Raw genomic sequence first — 24,970 nt, forward strand, 5'->3', positions numbered from 1 at the left:
CACCTGATCATCGCGACTCCCGCAGGGGGTGCAACGCGGCTGGCCGGTGCCTTGTCCCTTTCACACCACGGGCCCTTTCACACCGGGGCTCCGTTACTCCGGTACGTGCCATCACTCCGGTACGTTCCGTCACCGGTCAGGCCAAGGAGCTCCTCTTCGATACTCATGGCGACGAGCCCGACCTTGGACGCCACGATGGGCGACAGCCCATGACCCAGTGATGAGTTGGCGCCCTGTACGGCATATACGACCAGCCGCCGCGGCATGCGCCCGAGGGCGCGGGAGAGCTCGATGCCCTCACGGAGCACAGGGCCATGGGGTTCCGTCGACGAGGGGTGCCCGTTTCGACGGCCGGACACTTCTATCCGGCTGATCCGCCCAGGGTCATCCGGCTGGGCGTGGGCGGCGTCGATGACCACTGCCAGGTCTGCCTCCTGCCACAGCGCGATGAGCAGGCCCGGGTCCCCGTTGCAGGTGCTGAGCTCGGCTTCGAGGGGGAGGGGACGCTGCGTGGCTCGCCTCCGGAGCTCGTCGATGACCGCCCAGCCCACGCCGTCGTCGTGCCTGAAGTCGTTGCCGAGGCCGATGAGGGCGATCCGTGTAGGGGGGCTCATTGTCCGGGGTGGCATCGTCAGGGGTTCCATCGTCACGGGTTGCATCGTGCTTCCTCCCGCCCTGTGTCCCTATGCCGTCCACGCTGAGCCGCTCGCGGGTCTCGGCACATGGGCCGAATGGCCCTGGTGCCGGGGCCGCCCCGCCTTTTCCGCCCAGCTCTGGCGGACTGCGGCGATGTTTCACGTGGAACATCGGCGGGGCGTGCGTTCGCACTCGCTCCCGCCCCGCCGAATCTCGTGTCGTTACGCCGCCAGGCGCGTCGCCAGTTCCTTCGCCTTCTGCTCGGCCTCCTCGAACGCCTTGGTGCGAGACGCCTCGGCGAGCGGGATGAACTCGGCCATCTCGGGCTTCATCGGTGCCAGCGTCATCTCGGGAACGATGAAGTCGACCTCGGCGCCGAACATCCCGTTCAGGACCTTCTCCAGGTAGTTCTGTACGAACTCGAAGTCCTCCCGCGGGGTGCCGGGGGCGTACGAGCCGCCACGGCTGGCGACCACGGTGATCGGGATGCCCGCGGAGACGCCGGGGCCGGCGTTGTGGCCGACGATGATCACCTGGTCCAGCCATGCCTTGAGCGTGGAGGGGATCGTGAAGTTGTACATGGGGGCACCGATCAGTACCGCGTCCGCGGCCGCGAGTTCGGCGGCGAGCTCGGAGCGGAGCGCATCGTCCGCTCCCGCGGAGACGGCGGTGATGTCCAGATGGGGCAGCGGGTTGGCGGCCAGATCCCGGTAGACGACCTCGCCCTCGGGGTGCGCTTCCAGCCAGGACTTCACAAAGGCGGCCGTGACGTCGCGCGATGCAGAGCCCTGGGGAAAGACGGCGGAATCGATGTGCAGCAGCGTGGCCATGACGTAACTCCAGATGGGGCGAGTGGTTGTGGTGATACTTACGTGCGTAACTATGAATACCACAGCTGCTTACCTTTTTTCACCACCTCACGAGTGGGCAGTACCCTGGGGCCATGGCGGACCACGGCGAGCACGACTGCAAGAAGGTCGACGGGTCGATCACGCGTGTCTTCGGACTGCTCGGAAAGCGTTGGACCGGCCCGATCGTGTCGGTGCTGATGCAGCGGCCGGTGCACTTCGCCGAGCTGCGCAGGGCGATCCCCGGCATCAGCGAGCGCATGCTGTCCGACCGGCTCACGGAGCTGGGGGCTGCCGGACTGGTCGTGCGCGAGGTCGACGAAGGTCCGCCGCTGCGCGTCGCGTACCGGCTGACGGAAGCCGGTACGGCGCTGGAGCCCGCGCTCAAGGAACTCGGACGCTGGGCGGAGGCGCATCTGCCGGGCGGTGTGGGCGGCATGCGGGGAGAGGGCGGGCCCTGCTGAAGGGACTGCGCAGCCGGAGTCACTGCCGAGTGACCGCCGAGTGACTGTCGGCGTGAGTGCGGGAGCGGCGCTGCGGGAGCGAAGCCGGAGAACGGCTGGGGGATGTCCGCGGGAACCTCTGCCGGCGCCGTCGGCGACTCGGCATATGCCTGGAGAGATGCGCTGGTCGTGGAGGTGGCGCCGAGGTTTTCCACAGGGGGAGACGGCTGCCTTGCCTGGCGGTACCGTCTTGGTCAGTTGATGTTGTGCGACGTCGGGGGAGGCGATCCCGCCATGGGTGAGGTCGAAACGGTTGTGCCGGTGCAGCGGTCGGCTTCCGGGGGTGTGCGGGTCCCGGAGATCGCGGGTTTCGCGGCGCGGGCGGCAGGAGGCGCCTCGGACTCGCCGAAGGTGACCGGAAAGGCACTGCGGGCCCGGGTGCCGCGCTCGTCGCACGACACGCTCATCATCGGAGCGGGGCGGCCGGACGCGGTGCAGGCTGTCGAGGAGTCCAGCCGGGACCGGGTGCCGGAGCTCGCCCCGATCCGGGTGGGACGGATGGCCGCGACGCCTTTCGCGTTTCTGCGCGGTTCGGCCGGGCTGATGGCGCATGACCTGGTCACGACCCCCGTCACCGGCGTCGTGGCGCAGATCTGCGGCGACGCCCACGCGGCGAACTTCGGGCTGTACGGGGACGTGCGCGGGCGCCTCGTCATCGATCTCAACGACTTCGACGAGACGGCCGCCGGGCCGTGGGAGTGGGATCTCAAGCGCCTCGCGGCCTCGATCGTGCTCGCCGGCCGTGAGGCGGGCGCCGATGAGGACACCTGCCGCAAGGCCGCGTTCGATGTGGCCGGGGCCTACCGGCGGACCATGCGGCTGCTCGCCAGGCTTCCGGTGCTCGACGCGTGGAACGCGATCGCGGACGAGGAGCTCGTCTCCCACACGGACGCGCGGGACCTGCTGGGCACGCTGGAGCGGGTCTCGGAGAAGGCCCGGAGCAACACGAGCGCCCGGTTCGCCGCCAAGTCGACCGAGGCGGGGCCGGACGGAGGACGCCGCTTCGTGGACGCACCGCCCGTGCTGCGCCGGGTGGCCGACGAGGAGGCGGCGGCCGTCGCCTCCTCGCTCGGGGAGTACCTCGAGACCCTCTCCGAGGACCGGCTGCCGCTGCTCGCCCGGTATGCCATCCACGATGTCGCCTTCCGTGTCGTGGGCACCGGCAGCGTGGGGACGCGGTCGTATGTGGTGCTGCTGATCGACCACCGTGGCGAGCCGCTCGTGCTCCAGGTGAAGGAGGCGCGTCCGTCGGCGCTGCTGCCGCATCTCGAGGCGGCGGGCTTCGAGGCGCCCGAGCCGGTGCACGAGGGGCGTCGGGTCGTGCTGGGGCAGAAGCGGATGCAGGTCGTCAGCGACATCCTGCTGGGCTGGACGACGGTGGAGGGCAGGCCCTTCCAGGTGCGGCAGTTCAGGAACCGCAAGGGCAGCGTGGACCCGGCGGCTCTTGCGGCCGACCAGATAGACGACTACGCCCGGATGACGGGCGCACTGCTCGCCAGGGCCCATGCACACAGCGTCGACCCGCGGCTGGTCGCGGGGTACTGCGGGAAGAACGAGGAGCTGGACGAGGCGGTGGCTGGCTTCGCCGTTCTCTACGCGGACCGGACCGAGGCGGACCACGCCGAGCTGGTGGCCGCGGTGCGCAGCGGCCGGATAGCCGCCGAGCTGGGGGTGTGACGGGCCAAGGGCCCGGCCGCCCTGGCGTGCCGTAGCTCTGCCATACGCTGGGCGGGTGACCCGGGGCCCTCCCGGGCGCGGACGACCCGGACCGACGACGATCAGGACGACCACCGCGTGGACGAGCAGAGCAGCGTGGACGAGCAGGGCGTGCCGAGTGCGCAGGACGCGTCCGAGGTGCGGGACGCGCGGGAAGCCCTGGACGGCGACGGCCGGGGCGCGCAGGGCGAGGCCGGTGGTGCGGGCGCCGCGGGCGGCGCGGGCGGTGAGCGGCCCGAGGCGCGGCTGGAGCGGGCCGTGCGCATCGCCGAGCAGGCGCTGATCGAGTTCGAGATCGCGGTGGAGACCTTCCGGGTCGAGGTGGAGAACTTCTCCCGGCTGCATCACCAGAAGCTCGGCCCGATGTACTCCCGGCTCGACGAGCTGGACGCCCTGATCGCGGAGGCCCGTGCCGCCCGCACCGGCGACCCGGAGGACCTGCGCAGGGCGCAGGAGGCACGGGCCGTGGTCATGCCGATGCCCGGCGTCGAAGAGCTCTTCCATGACTGGATCGATTCGGACGGCCTCTCCCCCGAGGCGGCCGCGATGCTGACCGAGCAGTCCGTGCAGCCGCCGAAGCGGGTGCGGCCCAGTGACGAGGCCCGCAAGCTCTACCGGGAGCTCGCCCGCAAGGCACACCCGGATCTGGCGCAGGAGGAGAAGGAGCGGGCGCGCCGGGAGGCGTTCATCACCCGTGTGAACGCCGCATACGGGCGGGGGGACGAGGCCCTGCTGCGCGAACTGTCGAAGGAGTGGGACGCCGGACCGGAGCCCGAGGCCCACCGGCTCAGCGAGAGCGACGAGCTCTACGCCCGACTGGAGTGGCTGGCGCAGCGCAAGGAACTGCTGACCGTGATTGCCAAGGAGCTCGAGGACAGCGCGATCGGCGCGATGCTGAAGATGGCGCCCGACGACCCGGACCGGCTGCTGGAAGAGATCGCCGAGCAGCTGCTCGCGCAGGTCGCCCAGCGTGAGGCCGAGCTGGCCTCCATGGTGCAGTAGGTTTTTCAGGGACGGCCGTCGCGCACGGTACGCATCCCGTGGTTACGAGAGAAGGCATCACCCATGAATTTCGCTCCGCTGCCCTCGGTGGACGTCGTGTCCGTCCCGGCCGACGGTCTGGTGCTCGACGTCCGGGAGGACGACGAGTGGGCGGCCGGTCATGTCGCGGGTGCGCTGCACATTCCGATGAGCGACTTCGTGGCCCGCTTCGGTGAGGTCACCGAAGCCGTGGCCGAGGGTGGTCGCGCCCATGTGATGTGCCGGGTCGGCGGCCGCTCCGCCCAGGTCACCCAGTACCTGGTGCAGCAGGGCATCGACGCCGTCAACATCGACGGCGGGATGCAGGCGTGGGCCGCCGCGGGACGCCCGATGGTCACCGAGGACGGCAGCCCGGCGCACGTGCTCTGAGCCGGCCAGCCCTTCGGGAGAGGCCCTGACAGGGCCCGCAGGAGTCACAGCGCGAGGGTCAGCCAAGGGGGTGGGCGGCGAGCAGGTCGCCCAGGACCTCCTCATGGGCCGCGGCCGGGCCGAGCGAGAGCTCGAGCTGCTTGGCCCACGCGTGGTAGCGGTGGAGCGGGTAGTCGGTGTCGGCGCCGAAACCGCCGTGCAGATGCTGTGCGGTCTGCACGACGCGCCGCACGCCCTCGGAGGCCCAGATCTTCGCCACCGCGATGTCCCCGGCCGTCGGCAGCGACCCGCCCGCACCGGTGGCGATCCGCCAGGCGGCCTGCCAGAGCGTGGCCTCCATCGCGCGCAGATCGATGTAGCGGTCGGCGGACTGCACTGCCACGGCCTGGAAGGTCGCGACGGGGAAGCCGAACTGCTCGCGCTTGCCGGTGTATTCACTCGTCATCGACAGCACTCGCTCGCCGAGCCCGAGCGCCAGGGCGCAGGTGCCGGTGGTGAGCAGGCCGCGCAGCCACTCCCAGGCTCCCTCGGCATCGATCAGGCTCTCGCCGTCGAGCCGTACGGAATCAAGCCGGGCCTCGGCGAAGAGCTCGCCGTTCGTGGAGACCTGCTCGGAGAGCGTCAGGCCCTCGTGGCCACGCGGCACCAGGCCCAGTACCGCACGTCCGTCGCCCGTATGCGCGGGGACGGCGACCAGGCCCGCGCACTGCGCCCAGGGCACCGCCGTCTGCACCCCGTCGAGCACCCATGCCCCGTCCTCCTGACGAGCCGTGACGGCGAGCTCAGCCGGGTCGTGACCGGTGCGGCCGTTGGCCCCGACGGTCAGGACCAGTTCCCCGCGGCCGACCCGGGGAAGGACGCGGGCCCCCAGGGCCGGGCTGCCGAACCGCTCGACGGTCATCGCGACGGCACTGGTCTCCAGCAGTGGCACCCGGGCCAGCACCTTTGCCGACTCGCGCAGCACCAGGCAGAGCGCGATGACGTCCAGACCCGCTCCGTCGTGCTCCGGGGCGAGCACCAGGCTCAGCAGATCGGCGTCCGCGAGCTTCGCCCACAGCGGCCGGTCGAACTCCCCGTCCACGGCGCCCGGGGTGAGGGCGGGGCTCAGCACCCCATCGGGCGCGACGCCCGAGAAGACCGCCCTCGCCGCCTCGACGGCCGCCTGCTGCTCCTCGGTGAAGGTGAAGTCCACTGCCCAGTCCTCCCGCGCACCCGGCCCTGCCCGCAACCGAGGGGCCTCATGGTCCCGACGGCTCAGCGATCTGACGGATCGTCAAGATAGAACAGGTTCTAGCGGAAGGGAATGGTGTCCGCGGCCTCGGCCGCGGACACCTCCGGCGTCAGCGGTCGAAGTCCAGCTCGACCTCGGGCGTCACCGGATGGGACTGACAGGCCAGCACATAGCCCGCCTCCGTCTCTTCGTGCTCCAGCGCGAAGTTCCGGTCCATCCGGACCTCTCCCGAGACCAGGAACGCTCTGCACGTCCCGCAGACCCCGCCCTTGCAGGCGTAGGGCGCGTCGGAACGGGCCCTGAGCACCGTCTCCAGCAGTGATTCGCCTTCCTGCACCGGCCAGCTGCCCGAGCGGCCGTCGAGCGTCGCGCTCAGCGTGCTGTGCGCGGGCGCCGCGGTCGGAGCCGGCGCGGGCACGGCGTCCACATGGAAGATCTCCTCGTGGATCCGGCTCCGCTCGACACCCAGCCCGCGCAGCGCCCTTTCCGCCCCCTGGACCAGCCCGAACGGTCCGCACAGGAACCAGCCGTCCACCTGCGGCACGGGGAGCAGCGCGGGCAGTAGACCCGTCAGCCGCTCCTCGTCGAGCCGCCCGGACGGCAGCCCCGCTTGCTGCTCCTCCCGAGAGAGCACCGTGACCAGCTGGAAGCGGTCCGGGTAGCGGTCCTTGAGGTCGGCGACCTCCTCCAGGAACATCGTCGAAGCCGCGGTGCGGTCGCTGCGGATCAGACAGAACCGCGCCCCCGGCTCCCGGGCCAGCAACGTCGCCGCGATCGACAGCACCGGGGTGATGCCGCTGCCCCCGACGACCCCCGCGAAGTGCCCGGGACGCGGCTCCAGGACGAACCGGCCCATCGGCTGCATGACCTCGACCGTGTCCCCGACGGAGAGCTCCTTGAGGGCGTACGTCGAGAACTCGCCGCCGTCGACCAACCGGATGCCGACCCGCAGCACGGGCTCCTCACCGGTGGCCGCGGCCGGTGCGCAGATCGAGTACGTACGCCGGATCTCCTCGCCGTTCGCGCCCGTGCGGCGGATGGCGATGTGCTGGCCGGGCGTATGGCGGAAGGCGTCGCGCAGCTCTGCGGGGACCGCGAGGGTGACGGCCACCGAGTCGTCCGTGAGCCGCTCGACCTCGCTGACCCGGAGCGGATGGAACATCTACAACTCCTTGAAGTGGTCGAACGGTTCGAGACAGGCCGTGCAGCGGCGCAGCGCCTTGCACGAGGTGGAGGAGAAGCGGCTCAGCAGCTCGGTGTCCGTGGAGCCGCAGTGGGGGCAGCGCACGGTGAGTGTGAGCGGAACCGGCCCGTCCATCGCCCCCGGCCTCGGTGGCGCGATCCCGAACTCCGTGAGCTTGCGCCGGCCCTCCGCGCTGATGTCGTCCGTCGACCAGGCGGGGGCCAGCACCTTGACCACCGACACCTCCGGTATCCCGTGGTCGTGGAGCACCCGCTCGATGTCCGAGGCCATCGCCTCGATGGCGGGACAGCCGGTGTAGGTGGGGGTCAGCTCGACCTCGACCCTGCCGGGGCCGAGGATCTGCACCCCGCGGAGCACACCGAGCTCCTCCAGCGTCAGCACCGGCAGCTCCGGGTCGGGCACGGCCCCGGCCAGCCTGCGTAGCTCGGCCTCCAGCTGTGTGTCCGTCGTGCCGGTCGTGTCGGTCACCATGACGCCCCCGGGTGGCTGCGGTGCAGATGCTGCATCTCGGCCAGCATCCGCCCGAACGGCTCCGTGTGCAGACCCTGCCTGCCTGCGCCCGCTGACCAGGCTCCCGTGGTGGCCGTGTCCGGGACGGTCAGGGTCGCGCGCTCCAGCACGGCCGTGACCGACTCCAGCCAGCCTTCCCGCAGCGCCTCCCAGTCCACGTCCAGGCCCTCCACCGGCTGGAACATCTCGCCGGTGAACCGCCACAGCGCGTCGCAGGCCCGCTGCATCCGCCGGTGGCTCTCCTCCGTGCCGTCGCCGAGGCGCAGGGTCCACTGCTCGGCGTGGTCCTGGTGGTAGGCGACCTCCTTGACCGCCTTCGCCGCCAGCCCCGCGAACTCGCCGCCGCCTGCCGCGAGCTGCCCGAACAGCAGCCGCTGGAAGGTGGAGAAGTACAGCTGGCGGGCGATGGTGTGGGCGAAGTCGCCGTTCGGCTGCTCGACCAGCTGGAGGTTGCGAAATGCCCGCTCCTCGCGCAGATACGCCAGCTCGTCCTCGTCGCCGACGAGGGAGAGCAGGGTCCGTGCCTGGCCCAGCAGATCGAGGGCGATATTGGCCAGCGCGACGTCTTCCTCCAGGACCGGGGCATGCCCGGCCCACTCCCCCAGCCGGTGCGAGAGCACCAGCGCGTCGTCGCCCAGCGCGAGTGCGGCGCTCACAGGTGCTTCACCCCTTCCGGGATCTCGTAGAAGGTCGGGTGGCGGTACGGCTTGTCGGCGGCCGGCTCGAAGAAGGGGTCCTTCTCGTCCGGGGACGAAGCGGTGATCGCTGCCGACGGCACCACCCAGATCGAGACGCCCTCGTTGCGCCGGGTGTAGAGATCGCGGGCGTTGCGCAGCGCCATCTCGGCGTCAGGGGCGTGAAGGCTCCCCGCGTGGGTGTGCGACAGCCCGCGCCGCGAGCGCACGAACACCTCCCACAGCGGCCAGTCGGTCGAACTGCTCATGCCGTTGCCTCCACCTGCGCCTCGTCGCGCTCTGCCTTGTCCGATGACGTCTTCGCTGCGTAGGCCGCGGCCGCCTCGCGGACCCAGGCGCCCTCCTCGTGGGCCCTGCGCCGCTGGGTGATGCGCTGTTCGTTGCACGGGCCGTCGCCCTTGAGGACCTGCCAGAACTCGTCCCAGTCGATGGCACCGAAGTCGTGGTGACCCCGCTCCTCGTTCCACCGGAGGTCCGGGTCGGGGAGGGTCAGGCCGAGGGCCTCCGCCTGCGGGACGCAGATGTCCACGAAGCGCTGCCGCAGCTCGTCGTTCGAATGCCGCTTGATCTTCCAGGCCATGGACTGCGCCGAGTGCGCCGACTCGTCGTCCGGGGGGCCGAACATCATCAGGGACGGCCACCACCAGCGGTTCACCGCGTCCTGCGCCATGTCGTGCTGGGCAGGGGTGCCCTGCGACAGGGCCAGCAGCAGCTCGTACCCCTGGCGCTGGTGGAAGGACTCCTCCTTGCAGATCCGCACCATGGCCCGGGCATAGGGGCCGTAGGAGCAGCGGCACAGCGGCACCTGGTTGGTGATCGCGGCGCCGTCCACCAGCCAGCCGATCGCGCCGACGTCGGCCCAGGTCAGTGTCGGGTAGTTGAAGATCGACGAGTACTTCTGGCGGCCGGAGTGGAGCTTGTCGAGCAGCTCCTCGCGGCTTGTCCCGAGCGTTTCCGTCGCGCTGTACAGATACAGCCCGTGGCCCGCCTCGTCCTGCACCTTGGCCATGAGGATCGCCTTGCGGCGCAGCGACGGCGCGCGCGTGATCCAGTTCGCCTCCGGCTGCATGCCGATGATTTCCGAATGGGCGTGCTGGGCCATCTGGCGGACCAGCGACGACCGGTACTCATCGGGCATCCAGTCGCGCGGTTCGATGCGCTCGTCGGCGGCCACGGCGGCGTCGAAGCGCGCCTGGTGCGTCGTATCCGCCGTGTGCTCCGCAGTCACTGCCGTCATCGGGACCCCTACCGACCGATCGTTCGGTTGAATGACTTCAATGGTGGGTCTGCGGCCCGTAAGGTGTCAACCCTGTGGATAACCGGTGGATCGAAGTGACCGTGGGGATCGGGGCGGGATGGACTCGTACGGCGACGAGGGCGCGAGGCGCGAGGACGCGCCTCCGGGTGACGAGGGCGCCAGGGGAGGCATAGGTGGCATAGTCGGCCTCTCCCTGCCCTACCAGGCGGTGGCGGCGGTCGCCCTCGCTCTCATCGGCCTCCTGGGCTGCACCCATCTGGCCATGGTCTTCCTGCATGTGTCGCCCTCGAACACCGTGACCAAGCAGCAGGGCGAGGCCATCGACGGATGGGTCTACCCCGAGTTCGAGCAGAACTGGAAGCTCTTCGCCCCCAACCCGCTGCAGCAGAACATCGGCGTCCAGGTGCGCGCCGAGGTCGCCGAAGGCGACGGAGCGCGCCGGACCAGCGGGTGGATCGACCTCTCGGCCGAGGACGCGGAGGCCATCCGCGGCAACCTCCTTCCCAGCCATGTGCACCAGAACGAACTCCGCCGCGGCTGGGACTTCTACGCCAACTCCCACACCGACGACAACCGGCCCAACGGCCTGCGCGGCCAGCTCTCCGAGCGCTACGTCCGGCGCATCGTGATGATGCGGCTCGACCACCATGAGCTGGGCGGGAAGGTCGAGCGCATCCAGCTCCGCTCCGTGACCCGCTCCGTGAAGGCTCCGGCGTGGAGCAAGGAGAAGACGGACACCCGGCCGTACTACCGGGTCCTTCCGTGGTGGAAGGTGACCGAGGCGGATCTGCCCCTGGACACGCGGAACGACGGCGCCGGCAACGCGGGAAGCGGTACGGAGGCGGGCAAGTGACTCAGGCCCTCGACAACGAGACCCCCGACCGCGAGAACCGCACAGGCCACGAGCCGCACGCGTCGCACATGGCCCACACGTCGCACGTGCCCCACGAGCCGCACGTGCCCCACGAGCCGCGCCGGCCACGCGACGAGTCCGGCCGCCGGTCCCCGAACCCGGACCGGCGCCTCGCCCACGCCATCCAGCGCGTGACCTCGACCGCGCTCGGCCCGTACCAGAGCGCGGTCGTCCGCGTCGGCTTCTCGGCCACCTGGCTGCTCTTCCTCCTGTGGGAGTTCCCGCACCGCCACGAGCTCTACGGCCCGGAGGGTCCGTGGGGCTGGGACATGGCCCAGCAACTGATCGCCAACAACCACGCCTTCACCGCGCTCATGTGGTCCGACAGTGCGGTGTGGTTCGAGTGCCTGTACGTCATAGCCGTGCTCTCCAGCGCGCTGCTGATGCTGGGCTGGCGCACCCGCGCCATGTCGGTGCTCTTCATGATCGGTGTGCTGTCGCTGCAGAACCGGTCGATCTTCATGGGGGACGGTGGCGACAACGTCATCCACCTCATGGCGATCTATCTGGTGCTCACCCGCTGCGGACAGGTGTGGTCCCTCGACTCCCGGCGGCGGACCGACCGGGCGCGGGACGTGGCGGGCCCGGTGCTGTGGACCGTGCTGGGCGTGGTCCTGGTCGTGGGGACGGCCCTGGACCGGATCGGCGGGGAATGGTGGGTGACCACGCTCTTCTGGGGTCTGTGGGTCTTCCACGGTGTGTGGTGGGCGGTGAACCGTCGGGCACCGGGCAGCGAGCTGCGCACGCTGCTGGACGTCCTCGCCAACCTCGTCCACAACACGACCCTCGCCGTGATCATGGCCGAGGTCTGTCTGATCTACGCCACCGCGGGCTGGTACAAGATCCAGGGATCGCGCTGGCAGGACGGAACCGCCCTGTACTACCCGCTCAACCTCGACTACTTCACCCCCTGGCCCGCGCTCTCCGACATCCTGGCCGGCAGTGGTCTGATCGTGATGCTGGTGACGTACGGCACCGTCATCGTGCAGGTCGCCTTCCCGTTCACGCTCTTCAACCGCAAGGTCAAGAACGTGCTGCTGGCGGCGATGATGCTGGAGCACGCGGGCATCGCCCTTCTGCTCGGGCTGCCCTTCTTCTCGATGGCCATGATCGCCGCGGACGCGGTCTTCCTGCCCACGGCGTTCCTGGTGTGGCTCGGCGGGCGGGTGGCGCTGGGCCGGGACCGGGTGTTCCGGAGCCGGGCGAAGCGGGTCCCCGAGCAGCGCGATGCGCCCGCCGAGCAGGCGGCACGTACCCTCGTCGGGTGAGCAGCGCGACCGAGGAACCCGTTCAGTACGACGACGGCTACGGCTCCGAGATCGGCGTCGGGCCCCATCCGCGCCCCTGGCCGGAGGGCGGCCCGTACGACCCCGAGCTGCTCGCCCACGGGGACCGGCGCAATGTGGTCGACCAGTACCGCTACTGGACGCGGGAGGCGATCGTCGCCGACCTGGACAGCCGGCGTCACGACTTCCACGTGGCCGTGGAGAACTGGGGCCACGACTTCAACATCGGCTCCGTGGTGCGGACCGCCAACGCCTTCCTGGCGAAGGAGATCCACATCGTGGGCCGGCGGCGCTGGAACCGGCGCGGGGCGATGGTCACCGACCGCTACCAGCATGTCCGCCATCACCTCGACACCCAGGCGCTGACCTCCTGGGCCGCGGCCGAGCAGCTGCCGATCATCGGAATCGACAATCTGCCCGGTGCGGTGCCGCTGGAGCGGACCGAGCTGCCCCGGCGGTGTGTGCTCCTCTTCGGGCAGGAAGGCCCCGGGCTCACCGAGGAGGCACGCAAGCACGCCGCCATGGTCTGCTCGATCGCCCAGTTCGGCTCGACCCGCTCGATCAACGCGGGAGCGGCTGCGGCGATCGCGATGCACGCATGGGTGCAGCGCCACGCCGAGGTGCCGCCCGCCCCCTGAGCCGTGTCCTGCGCGACCCGGGAGCGGCCGGCACCGCCGGCCCCGTCCGTCAGGCCTGGCGGCGGACTTCCACCACGCGGAAGCGGTTCGAGACGAACGCGCCGTCGCACAGCGCCGCATTCGCCGCCGGGTTGCCGCCGGAGCCATGGAAGTCGGAGAAGGCCGCCGTCTGGTTCACATAGACGCCACCGGTCAGGTTCAGCGAGAGCTGGGCCGACTCCTCCAGGCAGACCTCCTCGACGGCCCGCTCGGTCGCCTCCGACGTCGTGTACGCCCCGACCGTCATTGCGCCCTTCTCGCGCACCGTCCGGCGCAGCAGCTCCAGCGCCTCTTCCGTGGAGTCGACCGCGACCGCGAACGACACCGGGCCGAAGCACTCCGACAGATAGGCCGCCTCGTCGTCGGCCCCGTCCCAGAACTTCCGCGCGCCGTCCAGCTTCACGATCACGGGCGTGCGCACCACGGCGTCCGGGAATTCCGGGTTGGCGACCTCGCGTGAGGCCAGGGCCACCTCGCCGAGGCCGGCCGCCGCTTCCAGGCGGGCCTTCACATCGGGATTCACCAGCGCGCCCAGCAGCGCGTTCGCCCGGGCGTCGTCGCCGAGCAGACCGCCCACCGCGGCGCCGAGGTCGGTGACCACCTCGTCGTACGACTTGTGGCCGGCCTCGGTCGGGATGCCGTCGCGCGGGATCAGCAGGTTCTGCGGAGTGGTGCACATCTGGCCGCTGTACAGCGACAGGGAGAAGGCCAGGTTGGAGAGCATGCCCTTGTAGTCGTCGGTGGAGTCGATCACCACCGTGTTGACTCCGGCCTTCTCCGTGTAGACCTGGGCCTGGCGTGCGTTGGCCTCCAGCCAGTCCCCGAAGGCCGTGGAACCCGTGTAGTCAATGATCTTGATCTCAGGGCGCACGGCAAGGACCTTCGCGATGCCCTCGCCCGGGCGCTCGGCGGCCAGCGCTACCAGATTCGGGTCGAACCCGGCCTCGCCCAGCACCTCGCGCGCGATCCGCACCGTGAGCGCCAGCGGGAGAACGGCGCGCGGGTGCGGCTTGACCAGGACCGGGTTGCCCGTGGCCAGGGAGGCGAACAGGCCGGGGTACCCGTTCCACGTCGGGAAGGTGTTGCAGCCGATCAGCAGCGAGATGCCGCGCGGCGCCGCCGTGAACTGCTTCCGCAGCTCCAGCGGGTCACGCTTGCCCTGCGGCTTGGACCAGTCCGCGGCGGCAGGGGTGCGCGTTTGCTCCTCGTACGCATACGCCACGGCCTCCAGGCCGCGGTCCTGGGCGTGCGGGCCGCCGGCCTGGAGCGCCATCATGAACGCCTGGCCGCTCGTGTGCATGACGGCGTGCGCGAACTCATGGGTGCGGGCACTGATCCGGGACAGGATCTCCAGGCAGACCAGGGCGCGGGTCTCGGGACCGGCGTCGCGCCAGGCCGCCATGCCGGCACGCATGGCGGGCAGGAGCACCTCGATGTCCGGATGGGGATACTCGATGCCCAACTCCGGGCCGTACGGCGACACTTCGCCGCCCGTCCAGCCGTCGGTGCCCGGCTGGTCCAGCTCGAAGCGGGTGCCCAGCAGGGCCTGATAGGCCGCGAGGCCGTCGGCCGCACCCGTCTCGCCGTACGCCTTGGGGTGCTCCGGGTGGGGCGACCAGTACGCCCGGGAGCGGATCGCCCCGAGGGCCTGGTCGAGCGTCGGCCGGTGGGTCTCGGTCAGCTGCATGAAAGACCAACTCCTCGTCGAGCTGGGCAGGGGAACACGGACAGAGTTAGAGTAACCGAACGATCGGTCGGGACAAGGGGGGTCCGCAGAACCTGTGGACAACTCGTAGGGGAGGATCACAGCCATGACCGCCACCGACGCCGCAGCCCAGGCCGACGAGGCCGGCGCCGCCATCGGCCCGGACCGGACCGTAGCCGTCGTGGGCACCGGCACCATGGGCCAGGGCATCGCCCAGGTTGCGCTGGTCGCCGGCCACCGCGTGCGCCTCTACGACGCCGTTCCCGGGCGCGCCGGGGACGCCGCGGAAGCGATCGGAGGCCGGCTGGACCGGCTGGTCGAGAAGGGCCGCCTGCAAGCCGCGGCCCGCGACGCGGCACGCGAGCGCCTGCTGCCCGCGGCCGACCTCGCCGAGCTCGCCGACTCCGCGCTGGTCGTCGAGGCGGTCCTCGAACGGCTCGACGTCAAGCAGGAGCTCTTCATCGCCCTGGAGAAGACCGTCGCGGAGGACTGCCTCCTCGCCACCAACACGTCGTCGCTCTCCGTCACCGCCATCGCCGGCGCCCTGCGACTGCCCGGCCGCTTCGTCGGACTCCACTTCTTCAACCCGGCCCCGCTGCTCCCGCTCGTCGAGGTCGTCAGCGGCTTCGCCACCGACGAGGCCGCGGCCACGCGCGTGTACGCAACGGCGAAGGCATGGGGCAAGACCCCGGTGCGCTGCTCCGACACCCCGGGCTTCATCGTCAACCGCGTGGCGCGCCCCTTCTACGCCGAGGCCCTGCGGGTGTACGAGGAGCGCGGGGCCGACCCCGCCACGATCGACGCCGTCCTGCGTGAGTCGGGCGGCTTCAGGATGGGCCCGTTCGAGCTGACCGACCTGATCGGCCAGGACGTCAACGAAGCCGTCACCCGCTCCGTCTGGGAGTCCTTCTGCCACGACCCGAAGTTCACACCGTCCCTCGCCCAGCGCCGCTTGGTCGAGTCGGGGCGGCTCGGCCGCAAGACGGGCCAGGGCTGGTTCCCCTACGGGGAGGCCGCCGAGCGGCCCGAACCGCACACGGCTCCCTCCGCCGAGGCGCCCGAGGAGATCACCGTCCGTGGGGACCTCGGGCCCGCCGAGGAGCTGGTGGAGCTCTTCGAGGAAGCCGGCATCAAGGTCCGGCGCAAGCGCGGCGGCGGATACATCGGACTGCCGGGCGGTGGGCGGCTCTGCCTCGCCGACGGCGAGACCTCCTGCGAGTTCTACGAACAGGAGATCGTCTACTTCGACCTGGCGCTCGACTACGCCAAGGCGACCCGCATCGCCGTGTCCGCGGCGCCGACGACGTCACCGGAGAGCGTCCAGGCAGCCGTCGGCCTGTTCCAGGCGATCGGCAAGCGAGTGTCCGTGATCGGGGACGTCCCGGGGATGATCGTCGCCCGTACGGTCGCCATGCTCGCGGACGTCGCGGCGGACGCCGTCGACCGCGGTGTCGCATCGGCCGAGGACATCGACACGGCGATGAAGCTGGGGGTCAACTACCCGGCGGGCCCCCTGGAGTGGGGTGCCGAGGTGGGCTTCCAGTGGATCTCCGATCTGCTCGGTTCACTGCATGAGCGCTACCCCACAGGCCGTTACGCCCCGGCCCTCGGGACGGTGCGTCGCGGGTACGAGGAGAACGGGGACATTCGATGACCACGGCCAGACGGGACACCTACACCCCCGAGACGCTTCTCTCCGTCGCCGTCCGCGTCTTCAACGAGCGCGGCTACGACGGCACCTCCATGGAGCACCTGTCCAAGGCCGCCGGGATCTCCAAGTCGTCGATATACCACCACGTCGCGGGCAAGGAGGAGTTGCTGCGCCGTGCGGTGAGCCGGGCGCTCGACGGGCTCTTCGGCATCCTCGACGAGCCGGGAGCGGTGCGCGGGCGCGCCATCGAGCGGGTCGAGTACGTGACCCGGCGCACCGTCGAGGTGCTGATGGCCGAACTGCCCTATGTCACCCTGCTGCTGCGGGTCCGCGGCAACACCAGGACCGAGCGCTGGGCCATGGAGCGCCGCCGGGAGTTCGACCACAAGGTCGCCGATCTGCTCAAGGCCGCGGCCGCCGAGGGCGATCTCCGGGCCGACATGGACATGCGGCTGGCGACCAGGCTGCTCTTCGGCATGGTGAACTCCCTGGTGGAGTGGTACCGGCCGCAGGCGGGCACCGGCTACGACCGGGAGCAGGTCGCCGACGCGGTCGTCCGGCTCGCCTTCGACGGGCTGCGCACCGCCACCCCGTAACCCCGGCACGCCGAGCCGAGCGGTCGGGGCCTGTTCCAGGACGACGGCTCTAGCGCGCCGGGTCCGGATCCAGGTCCGTCTCCTCGAACACCAGCAGGGTGCGGGTGGAGAGCACTTCGGGTATGGCCTGGAGCCTCGTCAGGACGAGCTCGCGCAGGGTGCGGTTGTCGGGCGTGTGCACCAGCAGCAGTACGTCGAAATCGCCGCTGACCAGGGCGATGTGCGCGGCGCCCGGCAGCGCCTGGAGCTGCTCGCGCACCGTGCGCCAGGAGTTCTGCACGATCTTGAGCGTGATGTACGCGGAGGCGCCGTGCCCCGCGCGTTCGTGGTTGACACGGGCGCTGAAGCCCCGGATCACGCCGTCCTCGATGAGCCGGTTGATGCGTGCGTACGCGTTGGCGCGGGAGACGTGCACCCGCTCGGCCACGGCTCGGATCGAGGCACGGCCGTCCGTCTGCAGTATGCGCAGGATGTCGCGGTCGATGGCGTCCAGGGGACGGGGCGGTGGTCCCTGTGCGGCTCCGGGCACGGCTTCGTAAACCGTGCGGTCCCCGCCATCGGCCATTTGTTCAGCTGTCACGTCCCCCCGCCTCTCTGTATTGGACGACGTGTATCTATCCCAGGCTGTGGAGAACCGTTTGTCCACAGGCTGGAGGTGCCTGTAGCCAAAATGCCCCCACGACCGAACAATCGGTAGGTGAGGCGCCTCACACTCCGCGCCCTCACGGGTCCTTATGCCCGCTCCCACGAGGAGGTGCTCGCCTTGAAGAAGAGCAGCATGACGGTCGAGGAGCGGCCGGAAGCCGCCTACCGGCCCACCCCGCCGCCGGCGTGGAAGCCTCGCACCGACCCCGCGCCGCTGCTCCCGGACGCCGAGCCGTACCGGCTGCTCGGTACGGACGCGGCCGCCGGGGCCGACCCCCAGCTGCTGCTGCGGCTGTATGCCGAGCTGGTCCGCGGTCGCAGGTACAACACGCAGGCGACCGCGCTCACCAAGCAGGGCAGGCTCGCCGTCTATCCGTCGAGCACGGGCCAGGAGGCGTGCGAGGTCGCGGCCGCGCTCGCCCTGGAGGAGCGCGACTGGCTCTTCCCGAGCTACCGGGACACGCTCGCGGCGGTCGCACGCGGCCTCGACCCCGTGCAGGCGCTGACGCTGCTGCGCGGCGACTGGCACACCGGGTACGACCCTCACGAGCACCGCATCGCGCCCCTGTGCACACCCCTCGCGACCCAGCTCCCTCACGCCGTGGGGCTGGCGCACGCCGCGCGTCTGAAGGGTGACGACGTCGTCGCCCTCGCCATGGTCGGCGATGGCGGCACCAGCGAGGGCGACTTCCACGAGGCGCTCAACTTCGCCGCCGTCTGGCAGGCCCCGGTCGTCTTCCTCGTGCAGAACAACGGCTTCGCGATCTCCGTCCCGCTCGCCAAGCAGACCGCCGCGCCGTCCCTCGCCCACAAGGCGGTCGGGTACGGAATGCCGGGCCGGCTGGTCGACGGGAACGACGCGGCGGCGGTGCACGAGGTGCTGACCGAGGCCGTCGGCAGGGCGCGGCGCGGCGAAGGCCCGACGCTGATCGAGGCCGTCACCTACCGCATGGACGCACACACGAACGCGGACGACGCGACCCGATACCGGGCGGACGGCGAGGCCGAGGCCTGGCGGGAGCACGACCCGATCCGCCTGATGGAGCGGGAGCTGACCGTGCGCGGCCTGCTCGACGAGGACACCGTACGGGCGGCGGCGGAGGCCGCGGAGACGATGGCGGCACAGTTGAGGAAGCGGATGAACGCCGATCCGGTGCTCGACCCGATGGACCTGTTCGCGCACGTCTACGCCGAGCAGACCAGCCAGCTGCGGGAGCAGGCCGCGCAGCTGCGCGCCGAGCTGGACGCCGAGAGCGGAGAAGGCACGCACAGCGCGGAGGGCGGCGCACGATGAGCACGGCAACGGCCAGGCAGGCGAAGCCCGCCACGATGGCCCAGGCCCTCCAGCGCGCGATGCGCGACGCGATGGCAGAGGACCCGTCGGTCCATGTCATGGGCGAGGACGTCGGCACGCTCGGCGGCGTCTTCCGGGTCACGGACGGGCTCGCCAAGGAGTTCGGCGAGGACCGCTGCACGGACACGCCGCTCGCCGAGGCGGGCATCCTCGGCACGGCCGTCGGCATGGCGATGTACGGGCTGCGACCCGTCGTGGAGATGCAGTTCGACGCCTTCGCCTATCCGGCGTTCGAGCAGCTGATCAGCCATGTCGCCCGGATGCGCAACCGGACGCGGGGCGCCATGCCGCTGCCGATCACGGTGCGGGTTCCGTACGGCGGCGGGATCGGCGGCGTCGAGCACCACAGTGACTCCTCCGAGGCGTACTACATGGCGACTCCGGGGCTCCATGTCGTCACGCCCGCGACGGTCGAGGACGCGTACGGGCTGCTGCGGGCGGCCATCGCCTCCGACGACCCGGTGGTCTTCCTGGAGCCCAAGCGGCTGTACTGGTCGAAGTCGGACTGGTCACCGGAGGCTCCGGCGGCCGTGGAGCCGATCGGCCGCGCGGTGGTGCGGCGCCAGGGGCGCAGCGCCACGCTCATCACTTACGGGCCCTCGGTGCCGGTCTGCCTGGAGGCCGCCGAGGCGGCACAGGCCGAGGGCTGGGACCTGGAGGTCGTCGACCTGCGCTCGCTCGTGCCCTTCGACGACGAGACCGTCTGCGCGTCGGTGCGGCGCACCGGGCGGGCGGTGGTCGTCCATGAGTCGACCGGGTTCGGCGGTCCCGGCGGGGAGATAGCGGCCCGGGTCACCGAGCGCTGCTTCCACCATCTGGAGGCGCCGGTGCTGCGGGTGGCGGGTTTCGACATCCCCTATCCGCCGCCGATGCTGGAGAGGCACCATTTGCCTGGTGTGGACCGGGTGCTGGACGCCGTGGCCAGGTTGCAGTGGGAGGCGGAGAGCTGATGGCCCAGGTGCTCGAATTCAGGCTGCCGGACCTCGGTGAAGGGCTGACCGAGGCGGAGATCGTGCGCTGGCTGGTCGCGGAGGGCGATGTCGTCGCCGTCGACCAGCCCGTCGTCGAGGTCGAGACGGCGAAGGCGATGGTGGAGGTGCCGTGCCCGTACGCGGGCGTGGTCACCGCGCGCTTCGGCGAGGAAGGCACCGAGCTGCCCGTCGGGGCGCCGCTGCTGACCGTTGCGGTGGGACAGGCCCAGGGGGCGCCCGGGGAGTCCGGGACGCCCGCCGCGGCCGGAGGTTCCGGGAGCCGGGGCGCTGCCGCGTCAGGCGGCTCCAGCGCCACAGGGGCATCCCGGGCCTCGGCGGACGAGAAGTCCGGCAATGTGCTGGTGGGGTACGGCACGGGGGCGCCGGCTGCACGGCGGCGGCGGATCCGACCCGCCGCGCTCTCGGGCGGCGCGGACCCGGGCCGCCCCGACCGGAACGGCCGCCCGGCCGATCCTGCCGGGGCAGGGGCCGAAGACGCGCACCCCTTCCCGGAGCCCGTGTGGGACAGCGCGGTGGAGAGCCCGGCGCCCGATGAGATCGTCACCGACGACCGAGGCGGTGCCGCCGCGGGCATGGGTGGTGCCGTCATCGAGACCGCGCCGCGCAGTGAAGGTCCGGTGGCGGTGATCTCGCCGCTCGTGCGGAAGCTGGCCAGGGACAACGGCGTCGATCTGCGCGAGCTGCACGGGTCGGGGCCCGAAGGGCTGATCCTGCGGGCCGACGTGGAGCTGGCGGTGCGTGCCCTTGCCGGGACGACCGCGCCGCAACCGCCCGCGCCCGCCACCGTCCCACCTGGTCCCGCAGCCGCAGCCGCAGCCGCGCCTGCGCTTGCCACGGCAGCCGGGCCTGCTCCCGCCCTGGGAGGCGAGCGGATCCCGTTGCGCGGGGTGCGCGGTGCCGTCGCGGAGAAGCTGTCCCGCAGCCGGCGTGAGATACCGGACGCGACCTGCTGGGTCGACGCGGACGCCACCGAGCTCATGGCGGCGCGCAAGGCGATGAACGCCACAGGCGGGCCGAAGATCTCGCTCCTCGCGCTCTTCGCCCGGATCTGCACGGCCGCGCTCGCCCGCTACCCCGAGCTGAACTCCACGGTGGACCTCGATGCCAGGGAGATCGTCCGTCTGCCCGAGGTGCACCTCGGCTTCGCCGCGCAGACCCCCCGCGGCCTCGTCGTCCCCGTCGTGCGCAATGCCCACGGCCGTACGGCGGAGTCGCTCACGGAGGAGTTCGCCCGGCTGACCGAGACGGCCCGGCGGGGCGCGCTCACCCCCGCGGAGCTCACCGGCGGCACGTTCACGCTGAACAACTACGGGGTCTTCGGGGTCGACGGGTCCACGCCGATCATCAACCACCCGGAGGCCGCCATGCTCGGAGTCGGCCGCATCGTGCCGAAGCCCTGGGTGCACGAGGGCGAGCTCGCCGTCCGCGAGGTCGTGCAGCTCTCCCTCACCTTTGACCACCGGGTGTGCGACGGCGGCACCGCGGGCGGCTTCCTCCGGTATGTGGCCGACTGCGTGGAGAGTCCGGCGGTGCTGCTGCGCACTCTGTAGCCCCGGCAGGTTCCCCGCCGGTGATCGCGGCCCATACTGCTGGGGTGACTGCGGATGCGGGGTACGACGCGATCGTGCTCGCCGGGGGCGCCGCCAAGCGGCTCGGCGGGGCGGACAAGCCAGGAGTGAGCGTCGGTGGCCGGGCGCTGCTCGACCGCGTGCTCACGGTGTGCCGGGACGCCGGCCGCACCGTTGTGGTCGGCGGCCGGCGGGCCACCGCGCGCCCGGTGCTCTGGGCGCGTGAGACCCCGCCCGGTGGCGGTCCGCTCGCCGCGCTCGACGCCGGGGTGCGCCGGACCGGGGCGGAGACCGTGCTTGTGCTCTCCGCGGATCTGCCGTTCCTCGGCGAAGCGACCGTGCGGCGGCTGCTCACCGCCCTGGACTCGGGCGGGCCGGACGCGGTGCATGGCGTGGAGGGAGCCCTCCTCGTCGATGCCGACGGGCGTGACCAGCCTCTCGTCGCGGCGTATCGGAGCGAGTCGCTGCGCCGCGAACTGGCCCTGATCGTCGCCGAGCACGGAGGTCTGACCGGGCTGCCGCTGCGGCTGCTGACGGAGGAGCTGGAACTCGGCAGGGTCCCGGCGGGGCCGCTCGACGCCTTCGACTGCGACACCTGGGAGGACATCGCCGCAGCCCGGGCCCGCATCAGGGAGCATGGGAACGTGCTGGATGAATGGATCACCGCAGTCAAGGACGAACTCGGCATCGATCTCGACGTCGACACCGGCGTCCTGCTCGATCTGGCCCGCGATGCCGCGCATGGTGTCGCCCGGCCCGCCGCGCCGCTGACCACGTTCCTGGTCGGCTATGCGGCGGCCAAGGCGGGTGGTGACAGTGCCCAGGCGGTGGCCGAAGCGGCCCGTAAGGCGGCGGCGCTCGCCGACCGCTGGGCGGCGGAGGCCGACAAGGCCGGCGACTGATGACCGCGCAGGACGACGGACTCGACTTTCCGTGGGCGGCGGCGCCCGGACCCGGCAGCGGCGGGGCTTCCGGCGCGGCCGGGGACGACGACCTCGCGGACGCCCTCGCCCTGGTGGCGCGCCGGCCGCCGCGGCCGGTGTCGGCCGGCGCCCCTCGATCCGATGCCGCCGAGGTCCCCCGTCCCGCACCGGGGGACTCCGATGGCCGGGCCGCGGAAACAGGCGGTCACGGTGACGGGAAGGACGATCACGACGGGGACGGCGTCGAGGACGCCCTCGCGCTCGTCGGACGCTCCCTCGACGGGCGGGCGCATGGACACGGACATGGACACGGCGGCGGAGGCGGCGGACTCTCCGGCGGCGGGCACCGACACACGCTGCCCTGGGCGGAGGCCCGCGCCATCGCGGCGCGTGCGGGCCGCGCCGCCCCCCTGGCCACCCAGCATGAGCCCCTCGACCGCGCCCAAGGGCAACTGCTCGCCGAACCGCTCACCGCGCTGACCGATCTGCCGTCGTTCGACACCTCCGCCATGGACGGCTGGGCGGTCGCCGGGCCCGGTCCCTGGACCGTGGAGAGCAGCGACAGCGGCATCCTCGCCGGTCACGGCGGGCCTGAGCCGCTCATCGACGGTACGGCCGTACGGATCGCGACCGGAGCCCGGATTCCCGCCGGCGCCACGGCCGTCATCCGCAGCGAGCATGCCCGCACCGACGGCAGCGGTCATCTCCATGCCCAGCGCCAGGTGACCCATGGTCAGGACATCCGGCCGCGAGGCCAGGAATGCAGGTCCGGTGACCAACTGCTGCCCGCCGGGACGGTGGTGACCCCTGCAGTGCTCGGACTCGCCGCCGCCGCCGGATACGACCGGCTGCACACAGTACGGCGGCCGCGCGTCGATGTGCTCGTGCTCGGCGATGAGCTGCTCACCGAGGGACTGCCCCACGCCGGGCTCATCAGGGATGCCCTCGGGCCGATGATCGGCCCCTGGCTCAGGGCGCTCGGCGCCGAGGTACTGGTCACACGCCGTATCGGCGACGACGCCGAAGCCCTCCACCGGGCCGTCACCACATCCGAGGCCGACCTCCTGGTGACCACGGGCGGTACGGCGGCCGGACCCGTCGACCATGTGCATCCGGTGCTCAGCAAGGCGGGGGCCGGGCTGCTGGTCGACGGCGTGGCCGTACGGCCCGGGCATCCCATGCTGCTGGCCGAGCTCGGGCCCGGACGGTATCTGGTGGGGTTGCCGGGGAATCCGCTGGCCGCCGTATCGGGGCTGCTCACGCTCGCGGAGCCGCTGCTGCGCGGCATGTCGGGACAGGTGGCAACCTCGGCCCCGTATCCCGCGTCCCTACAGGACGAGGTCCACGGCCATCCGCAGGACACCCGGCTGGTTCCGGTGGTGCGCCGTGCCGACAGGCTTGTGCCGCTGCACTACAACGGTCCGGCCATGCTGCGGGGTATCGCCGCCGCGCAGGGTCTTGCCGTCGTGCCGCCCGGCGGGGCGCGGGCCGGCGATGAGCTGGAGCTCCTCGATCTGCCCTGGTCGCCGACGCCCGGAGGGTGTTTCACGTGAAACTTCCCGGTCAGGACGCCATCGCCCGGCGCGCTGACGAGCAGCTGGTCGCCGCGCGGGTGCACATGCCCCGTCGCGTCATCGAGCGGCCGCTGCGTCAGGTCGCCAAACGGCTGCTGATGGCGCTGGGCGTGCTGGCGCTGACCGTGCTCATCGTCTGGCTCGACCGTGGCGGCTATCACGACAACGCGGACGGGAAGGTCGACCTCCTCGACTCCATCTACTACGCCACCGTCACCCTCTCCACCACGGGGTACGGCGACATCGTTCCGCACAGCGACAGCGCCCGGCTGGTCAATGTGCTGCTGGTGACGCCGTTGCGCGTGCTCTTTCTGATCATCCTGGTCGGTACCACTCTCGAGGTCCTCACCGAGCGGACCCGGGAGGAGTGGCGGCTGAACCGCTGGAGGGCCACCTTGCGTGAGCACACCGTCATCGTCGGCTTCGGCACGAAGGGACGTTCCGCGCTCCAGACCCTGTGCGCCACAGGGTTGAAGAAGGAGCAGGTCGTCGTCGTGGATCCGAGTTCGAAGGTGATCGAGACCGCGAACGCGGACGGGTTCGCGGGGGTCGTCGGCGATGCGACCCGCAGCGATGTGCTGCTGCGTGCCGAGTTGCAGAGGGCACGTCAGATCATCATCGCCACGCAGCGCGACGACACGGCGGTGCTGGTCGCACTGACCGCGCGACAGCTCAATCGTGGGGCCAAGATCGTGGCCGCGGTGCGTGAGGAGGAGAACGCCCCGTTGCTGCGCCAGTCCGGGGCCGACGCGGTGATCACCAGTGCCAGCGCGGCGGGCCGGCTGCTCGGGCTTTCCGTGCTCAGCCCCAGCGCGGGCACGGTGATGGAGGACCTGATCCAGCAGGGCAGCGGGCTCGATATCGTCGAACGGCCGGTGATAAAGAGCGAGGTCGGCAAGAGTGTTCGGGAGACGGACGACCTGGTGGTGAGCGTGCTGCGCGGGCACCGGCTGCTCGGTTACGACGATCCGAAGGCGAGCCCTCTGCAGTTGACGGACCGTCTGATCACCATCGTGCGGGCGACGAACGTGCCGTCGCTGGGCGCCGCCGAGTAGGGAGCACGGTCCGCCCGCGC

Annotated in this window: 25 protein-coding genes; 15 read left to right on the plus strand and 10 right to left on the minus strand. The window is 71.3% G+C overall.

Going from position 1 to position 24,970, the window contains the following annotated elements:
* Window positions 1-77: 77 nt before the first annotated feature.
* Both KK483_RS18065 and KK483_RS18070 read right to left on the minus strand, forming a co-directional pair.
* Window positions 78-614 (minus strand): hydrogenase maturation protease, encoded by a 537-nt coding sequence (locus KK483_RS18065; RefSeq protein ID WP_262006237.1) that lies wholly within the window; start codon window positions 612-614, stop codon window positions 78-80.
* A 243-nt stretch (window positions 615-857) separates the two neighbouring features.
* Entirely contained in the window at window positions 858-1,466 is a 609-nt protein-coding gene (locus KK483_RS18070) for an FMN-dependent NADH-azoreductase (RefSeq protein ID WP_262006238.1), read from the minus strand.
* 113 nt (window positions 1,467-1,579) lie between these two features.
* On the opposite strand from KK483_RS18070, the gene KK483_RS18075 reads away from it, so the two are divergent.
* The 4 genes from KK483_RS18075 to KK483_RS18090 all read left to right on the plus strand — a co-directional run bounded on the left by KK483_RS18075 (window position 1,580) and on the right by KK483_RS18090 (window position 5,113).
* Window positions 1,580-1,948 (plus strand): helix-turn-helix domain-containing protein, encoded by a 369-nt coding sequence (locus KK483_RS18075; RefSeq protein ID WP_262006239.1) that lies wholly within the window; start codon window positions 1,580-1,582, stop codon window positions 1,946-1,948.
* Between the two features lie 273 nt (window positions 1,949-2,221).
* Complete coding sequence (locus tag KK483_RS18080) at window positions 2,222-3,664, plus strand: DUF2252 domain-containing protein (protein WP_262006241.1); 1,443 nt, start codon at window positions 2,222-2,224, stop codon at window positions 3,662-3,664.
* A 117-nt stretch (window positions 3,665-3,781) separates the two neighbouring features.
* A complete protein-coding gene (locus KK483_RS18085; protein WP_313879323.1) occupies window positions 3,782-4,705 on the plus strand; it encodes a hypothetical protein in 924 nt (307 codons plus the stop codon).
* Between the two features lie 63 nt (window positions 4,706-4,768).
* Window positions 4,769-5,113: a rhodanese-like domain-containing protein gene (locus KK483_RS18090; protein ID WP_262006242.1), complete on the plus strand. Its 345-nt coding sequence runs from the start codon at window positions 4,769-4,771 to the stop codon at window positions 5,111-5,113.
* 58 nt (window positions 5,114-5,171) lie between these two features.
* On the opposite strand, the gene KK483_RS18095 is transcribed toward KK483_RS18090, so the two are convergent.
* From KK483_RS18095 to paaA, 6 genes are all read right to left on the minus strand, one after another.
* Window positions 5,172-6,305: an acyl-CoA dehydrogenase family protein gene (locus KK483_RS18095; RefSeq protein ID WP_262006243.1), complete on the minus strand. Its 1,134-nt coding sequence runs from the start codon at window positions 6,303-6,305 to the stop codon at window positions 5,172-5,174.
* 148 nt (window positions 6,306-6,453) lie between these two features.
* Window positions 6,454-7,506, minus strand: coding sequence for a 2Fe-2S iron-sulfur cluster-binding protein (locus KK483_RS18100; RefSeq protein WP_262006244.1), 1,053 nt, complete (start codon window positions 7,504-7,506; stop codon window positions 6,454-6,456).
* Window positions 7,507-8,019, minus strand: coding sequence for a 1,2-phenylacetyl-CoA epoxidase subunit PaaD (gene paaD / locus KK483_RS18105; RefSeq protein ID WP_262006245.1), 513 nt, complete (start codon window positions 8,017-8,019; stop codon window positions 7,507-7,509). It abuts the gene before it with no gap.
* Window positions 8,013-8,714, minus strand: coding sequence for a 1,2-phenylacetyl-CoA epoxidase subunit PaaC (gene paaC, locus KK483_RS18110; RefSeq protein ID WP_262006246.1), 702 nt, complete (start codon window positions 8,712-8,714; stop codon window positions 8,013-8,015). Before paaC ends, paaD begins: the two co-directional genes overlap by 7 nt.
* Window positions 8,711-9,001: a 1,2-phenylacetyl-CoA epoxidase subunit PaaB gene (gene paaB / locus KK483_RS18115; RefSeq protein ID WP_262006247.1), complete on the minus strand. Its 291-nt coding sequence runs from the start codon at window positions 8,999-9,001 to the stop codon at window positions 8,711-8,713. Before paaB ends, paaC begins: the two co-directional genes overlap by 4 nt.
* On the minus strand, window positions 8,998-9,990 hold the full coding sequence (gene paaA / locus KK483_RS18120) for a 1,2-phenylacetyl-CoA epoxidase subunit PaaA (RefSeq protein ID WP_262006248.1): 993 nt from the start codon (window positions 9,988-9,990) through the stop codon (window positions 8,998-9,000). Before paaA ends, paaB begins: the two co-directional genes overlap by 4 nt.
* A 118-nt stretch (window positions 9,991-10,108) precedes the next feature.
* Here paaA and KK483_RS18125 point away from each other — a divergent pair, with 118 nt between their 5' ends.
* The 3 genes from KK483_RS18125 to KK483_RS18135 are packed head-to-tail and all read left to right on the plus strand — an operon-like array spanning window position 10,109 to window position 12,848.
* Window positions 10,109-10,864: a DUF5819 family protein gene (locus tag KK483_RS18125; RefSeq protein WP_262006249.1), complete on the plus strand. Its 756-nt coding sequence runs from the start codon at window positions 10,109-10,111 to the stop codon at window positions 10,862-10,864.
* Window positions 10,861-12,192 (plus strand): HTTM domain-containing protein, encoded by a 1,332-nt coding sequence (locus KK483_RS18130; protein WP_262006250.1) that lies wholly within the window; start codon window positions 10,861-10,863, stop codon window positions 12,190-12,192. The genes KK483_RS18125 and KK483_RS18130 overlap by 4 nt, the downstream gene beginning before the upstream one ends.
* Entirely contained in the window at window positions 12,189-12,848 is a 660-nt protein-coding gene (locus KK483_RS18135) for a TrmH family RNA methyltransferase (protein WP_262006251.1), read from the plus strand. Before KK483_RS18130 ends, KK483_RS18135 begins: the two co-directional genes overlap by 4 nt.
* Window positions 12,849-12,897: 49 nt before the next feature.
* On the opposite strand, the gene paaN is transcribed toward KK483_RS18135, so the two are convergent.
* Window positions 12,898-14,574, minus strand: a complete 1,677-nt coding sequence (gene paaN, locus KK483_RS18140; RefSeq protein WP_262006252.1) for a phenylacetic acid degradation protein PaaN — start codon at window positions 14,572-14,574, stop codon at window positions 12,898-12,900.
* A 124-nt stretch (window positions 14,575-14,698) separates the two neighbouring features.
* Between paaN and KK483_RS18145 the strand changes: the two genes are divergently transcribed.
* Both KK483_RS18145 and KK483_RS18150 read left to right on the plus strand, forming a co-directional pair.
* A complete protein-coding gene (locus KK483_RS18145; RefSeq protein ID WP_262006253.1) occupies window positions 14,699-16,246 on the plus strand; it encodes a 3-hydroxyacyl-CoA dehydrogenase in 1,548 nt (515 codons plus the stop codon).
* Entirely contained in the window at window positions 16,243-16,839 is a 597-nt protein-coding gene (locus KK483_RS18150) for a TetR/AcrR family transcriptional regulator (protein WP_262006254.1), read from the plus strand. The genes KK483_RS18145 and KK483_RS18150 overlap by 4 nt, the downstream gene beginning before the upstream one ends.
* A gap of 49 nt (window positions 16,840-16,888) precedes the next feature.
* Here KK483_RS18150 and KK483_RS18155 read toward each other — a convergent pair whose 3' ends face one another.
* Window positions 16,889-17,404 carry an Lrp/AsnC family transcriptional regulator gene (locus KK483_RS18155; protein ID WP_262009584.1) on the minus strand — a complete coding sequence of 172 codons (516 nt, stop codon included), beginning with the start codon at window positions 17,402-17,404 and terminating at the stop codon, window positions 16,889-16,891.
* 213 nt (window positions 17,405-17,617) lie between these two features.
* Between KK483_RS18155 and pdhA the strand changes: the two genes are divergently transcribed.
* Genes pdhA through KK483_RS18185 form a run of 6 tightly spaced genes read left to right on the plus strand, consistent with a single transcriptional unit; the run spans window position 17,618 to window position 24,950 of the window.
* Window positions 17,618-18,778, plus strand: a complete 1,161-nt coding sequence (gene pdhA, locus KK483_RS18160) for a pyruvate dehydrogenase (acetyl-transferring) E1 component subunit alpha (protein WP_262009585.1) — start codon at window positions 17,618-17,620, stop codon at window positions 18,776-18,778.
* Window positions 18,775-19,788: an alpha-ketoacid dehydrogenase subunit beta gene (locus KK483_RS18165; RefSeq protein ID WP_262006255.1), complete on the plus strand. Its 1,014-nt coding sequence runs from the start codon at window positions 18,775-18,777 to the stop codon at window positions 19,786-19,788. Before pdhA ends, KK483_RS18165 begins: the two co-directional genes overlap by 4 nt.
* Window positions 19,788-21,380 (plus strand): dihydrolipoamide acetyltransferase family protein, encoded by a 1,593-nt coding sequence (locus KK483_RS18170; RefSeq protein WP_262006256.1) that lies wholly within the window; start codon window positions 19,788-19,790, stop codon window positions 21,378-21,380. Before KK483_RS18165 ends, KK483_RS18170 begins: the two co-directional genes overlap by 1 nt.
* A gap of 44 nt (window positions 21,381-21,424) precedes the next feature.
* Window positions 21,425-22,300 carry a molybdenum cofactor guanylyltransferase gene (locus KK483_RS18175; RefSeq protein WP_262006257.1) on the plus strand — a complete coding sequence of 292 codons (876 nt, stop codon included), beginning with the start codon at window positions 21,425-21,427 and terminating at the stop codon, window positions 22,298-22,300.
* Window positions 22,300-23,874 carry a molybdopterin molybdotransferase MoeA gene (locus tag KK483_RS18180; protein WP_262006258.1) on the plus strand — a complete coding sequence of 525 codons (1,575 nt, stop codon included), beginning with the start codon at window positions 22,300-22,302 and terminating at the stop codon, window positions 23,872-23,874. The genes KK483_RS18175 and KK483_RS18180 overlap by 1 nt, the downstream gene beginning before the upstream one ends.
* Complete coding sequence (locus KK483_RS18185) at window positions 23,871-24,950, plus strand: TrkA family potassium uptake protein (RefSeq protein ID WP_262006259.1); 1,080 nt, start codon at window positions 23,871-23,873, stop codon at window positions 24,948-24,950. The genes KK483_RS18180 and KK483_RS18185 overlap by 4 nt, the downstream gene beginning before the upstream one ends.
* Window positions 24,951-24,970: the final 20 nt, after the last annotated feature.

It is taken from the genome of Streptomyces sp. FIT100, assembly GCF_024584805.1.
Lineage (GTDB): Bacteria > Actinomycetota > Actinomycetes > Streptomycetales > Streptomycetaceae > Streptomyces.

Coding starts and splice junctions, on each gene's coding strand:
- KK483_RS18150 (WP_262006254.1), top strand. CDS start 16,243: ATGACCACGGCCAGACGGGACACCTACACCCCCGAGACGCTTCTCTCC.
- pdhA (WP_262009585.1), top strand. CDS start 17,618: ATGACGGTCGAGGAGCGGCCGGAAGCCGCCTACCGGCCCACCCCGCCG.
- paaN (WP_262006252.1), bottom strand. CDS start 14,574: ATGCAGCTGACCGAGACCCACCGGCCGACGCTCGACCAGGCCCTCGGG.
- paaA (WP_262006248.1), bottom strand. CDS start 9,990: ATGACGGCAGTGACTGCGGAGCACACGGCGGATACGACGCACCAGGCG.
- KK483_RS18170 (WP_262006256.1), top strand. CDS start 19,788: ATGGCCCAGGTGCTCGAATTCAGGCTGCCGGACCTCGGTGAAGGGCTG.
- KK483_RS18145 (WP_262006253.1), top strand. CDS start 14,699: ATGACCGCCACCGACGCCGCAGCCCAGGCCGACGAGGCCGGCGCCGCC.
- KK483_RS18155 (WP_262009584.1), bottom strand. CDS start 17,404: ATGGCCGATGGCGGGGACCGCACGGTTTACGAAGCCGTGCCCGGAGCC.
- KK483_RS18090 (WP_262006242.1), top strand. CDS start 4,769: ATGAATTTCGCTCCGCTGCCCTCGGTGGACGTCGTGTCCGTCCCGGCC.
- KK483_RS18075 (WP_262006239.1), top strand. CDS start 1,580: ATGGCGGACCACGGCGAGCACGACTGCAAGAAGGTCGACGGGTCGATC.
- KK483_RS18165 (WP_262006255.1), top strand. CDS start 18,775: ATGAGCACGGCAACGGCCAGGCAGGCGAAGCCCGCCACGATGGCCCAG.
- KK483_RS18065 (WP_262006237.1), bottom strand. CDS start 614: ATGAGCCCCCCTACACGGATCGCCCTCATCGGCCTCGGCAACGACTTC.
- KK483_RS18125 (WP_262006249.1), top strand. CDS start 10,109: ATGGACTCGTACGGCGACGAGGGCGCGAGGCGCGAGGACGCGCCTCCG.
- paaD (WP_262006245.1), bottom strand. CDS start 8,019: ATGGTGACCGACACGACCGGCACGACGGACACACAGCTGGAGGCCGAG.
- KK483_RS18070 (WP_262006238.1), bottom strand. CDS start 1,466: ATGGCCACGCTGCTGCACATCGATTCCGCCGTCTTTCCCCAGGGCTCT.
- KK483_RS18100 (WP_262006244.1), bottom strand. CDS start 7,506: ATGTTCCATCCGCTCCGGGTCAGCGAGGTCGAGCGGCTCACGGACGAC.
- KK483_RS18180 (WP_262006258.1), top strand. CDS start 22,300: ATGACCGCGCAGGACGACGGACTCGACTTTCCGTGGGCGGCGGCGCCC.
- paaB (WP_262006247.1), bottom strand. CDS start 9,001: ATGAGCAGTTCGACCGACTGGCCGCTGTGGGAGGTGTTCGTGCGCTCG.
- KK483_RS18080 (WP_262006241.1), top strand. CDS start 2,222: ATGGGTGAGGTCGAAACGGTTGTGCCGGTGCAGCGGTCGGCTTCCGGG.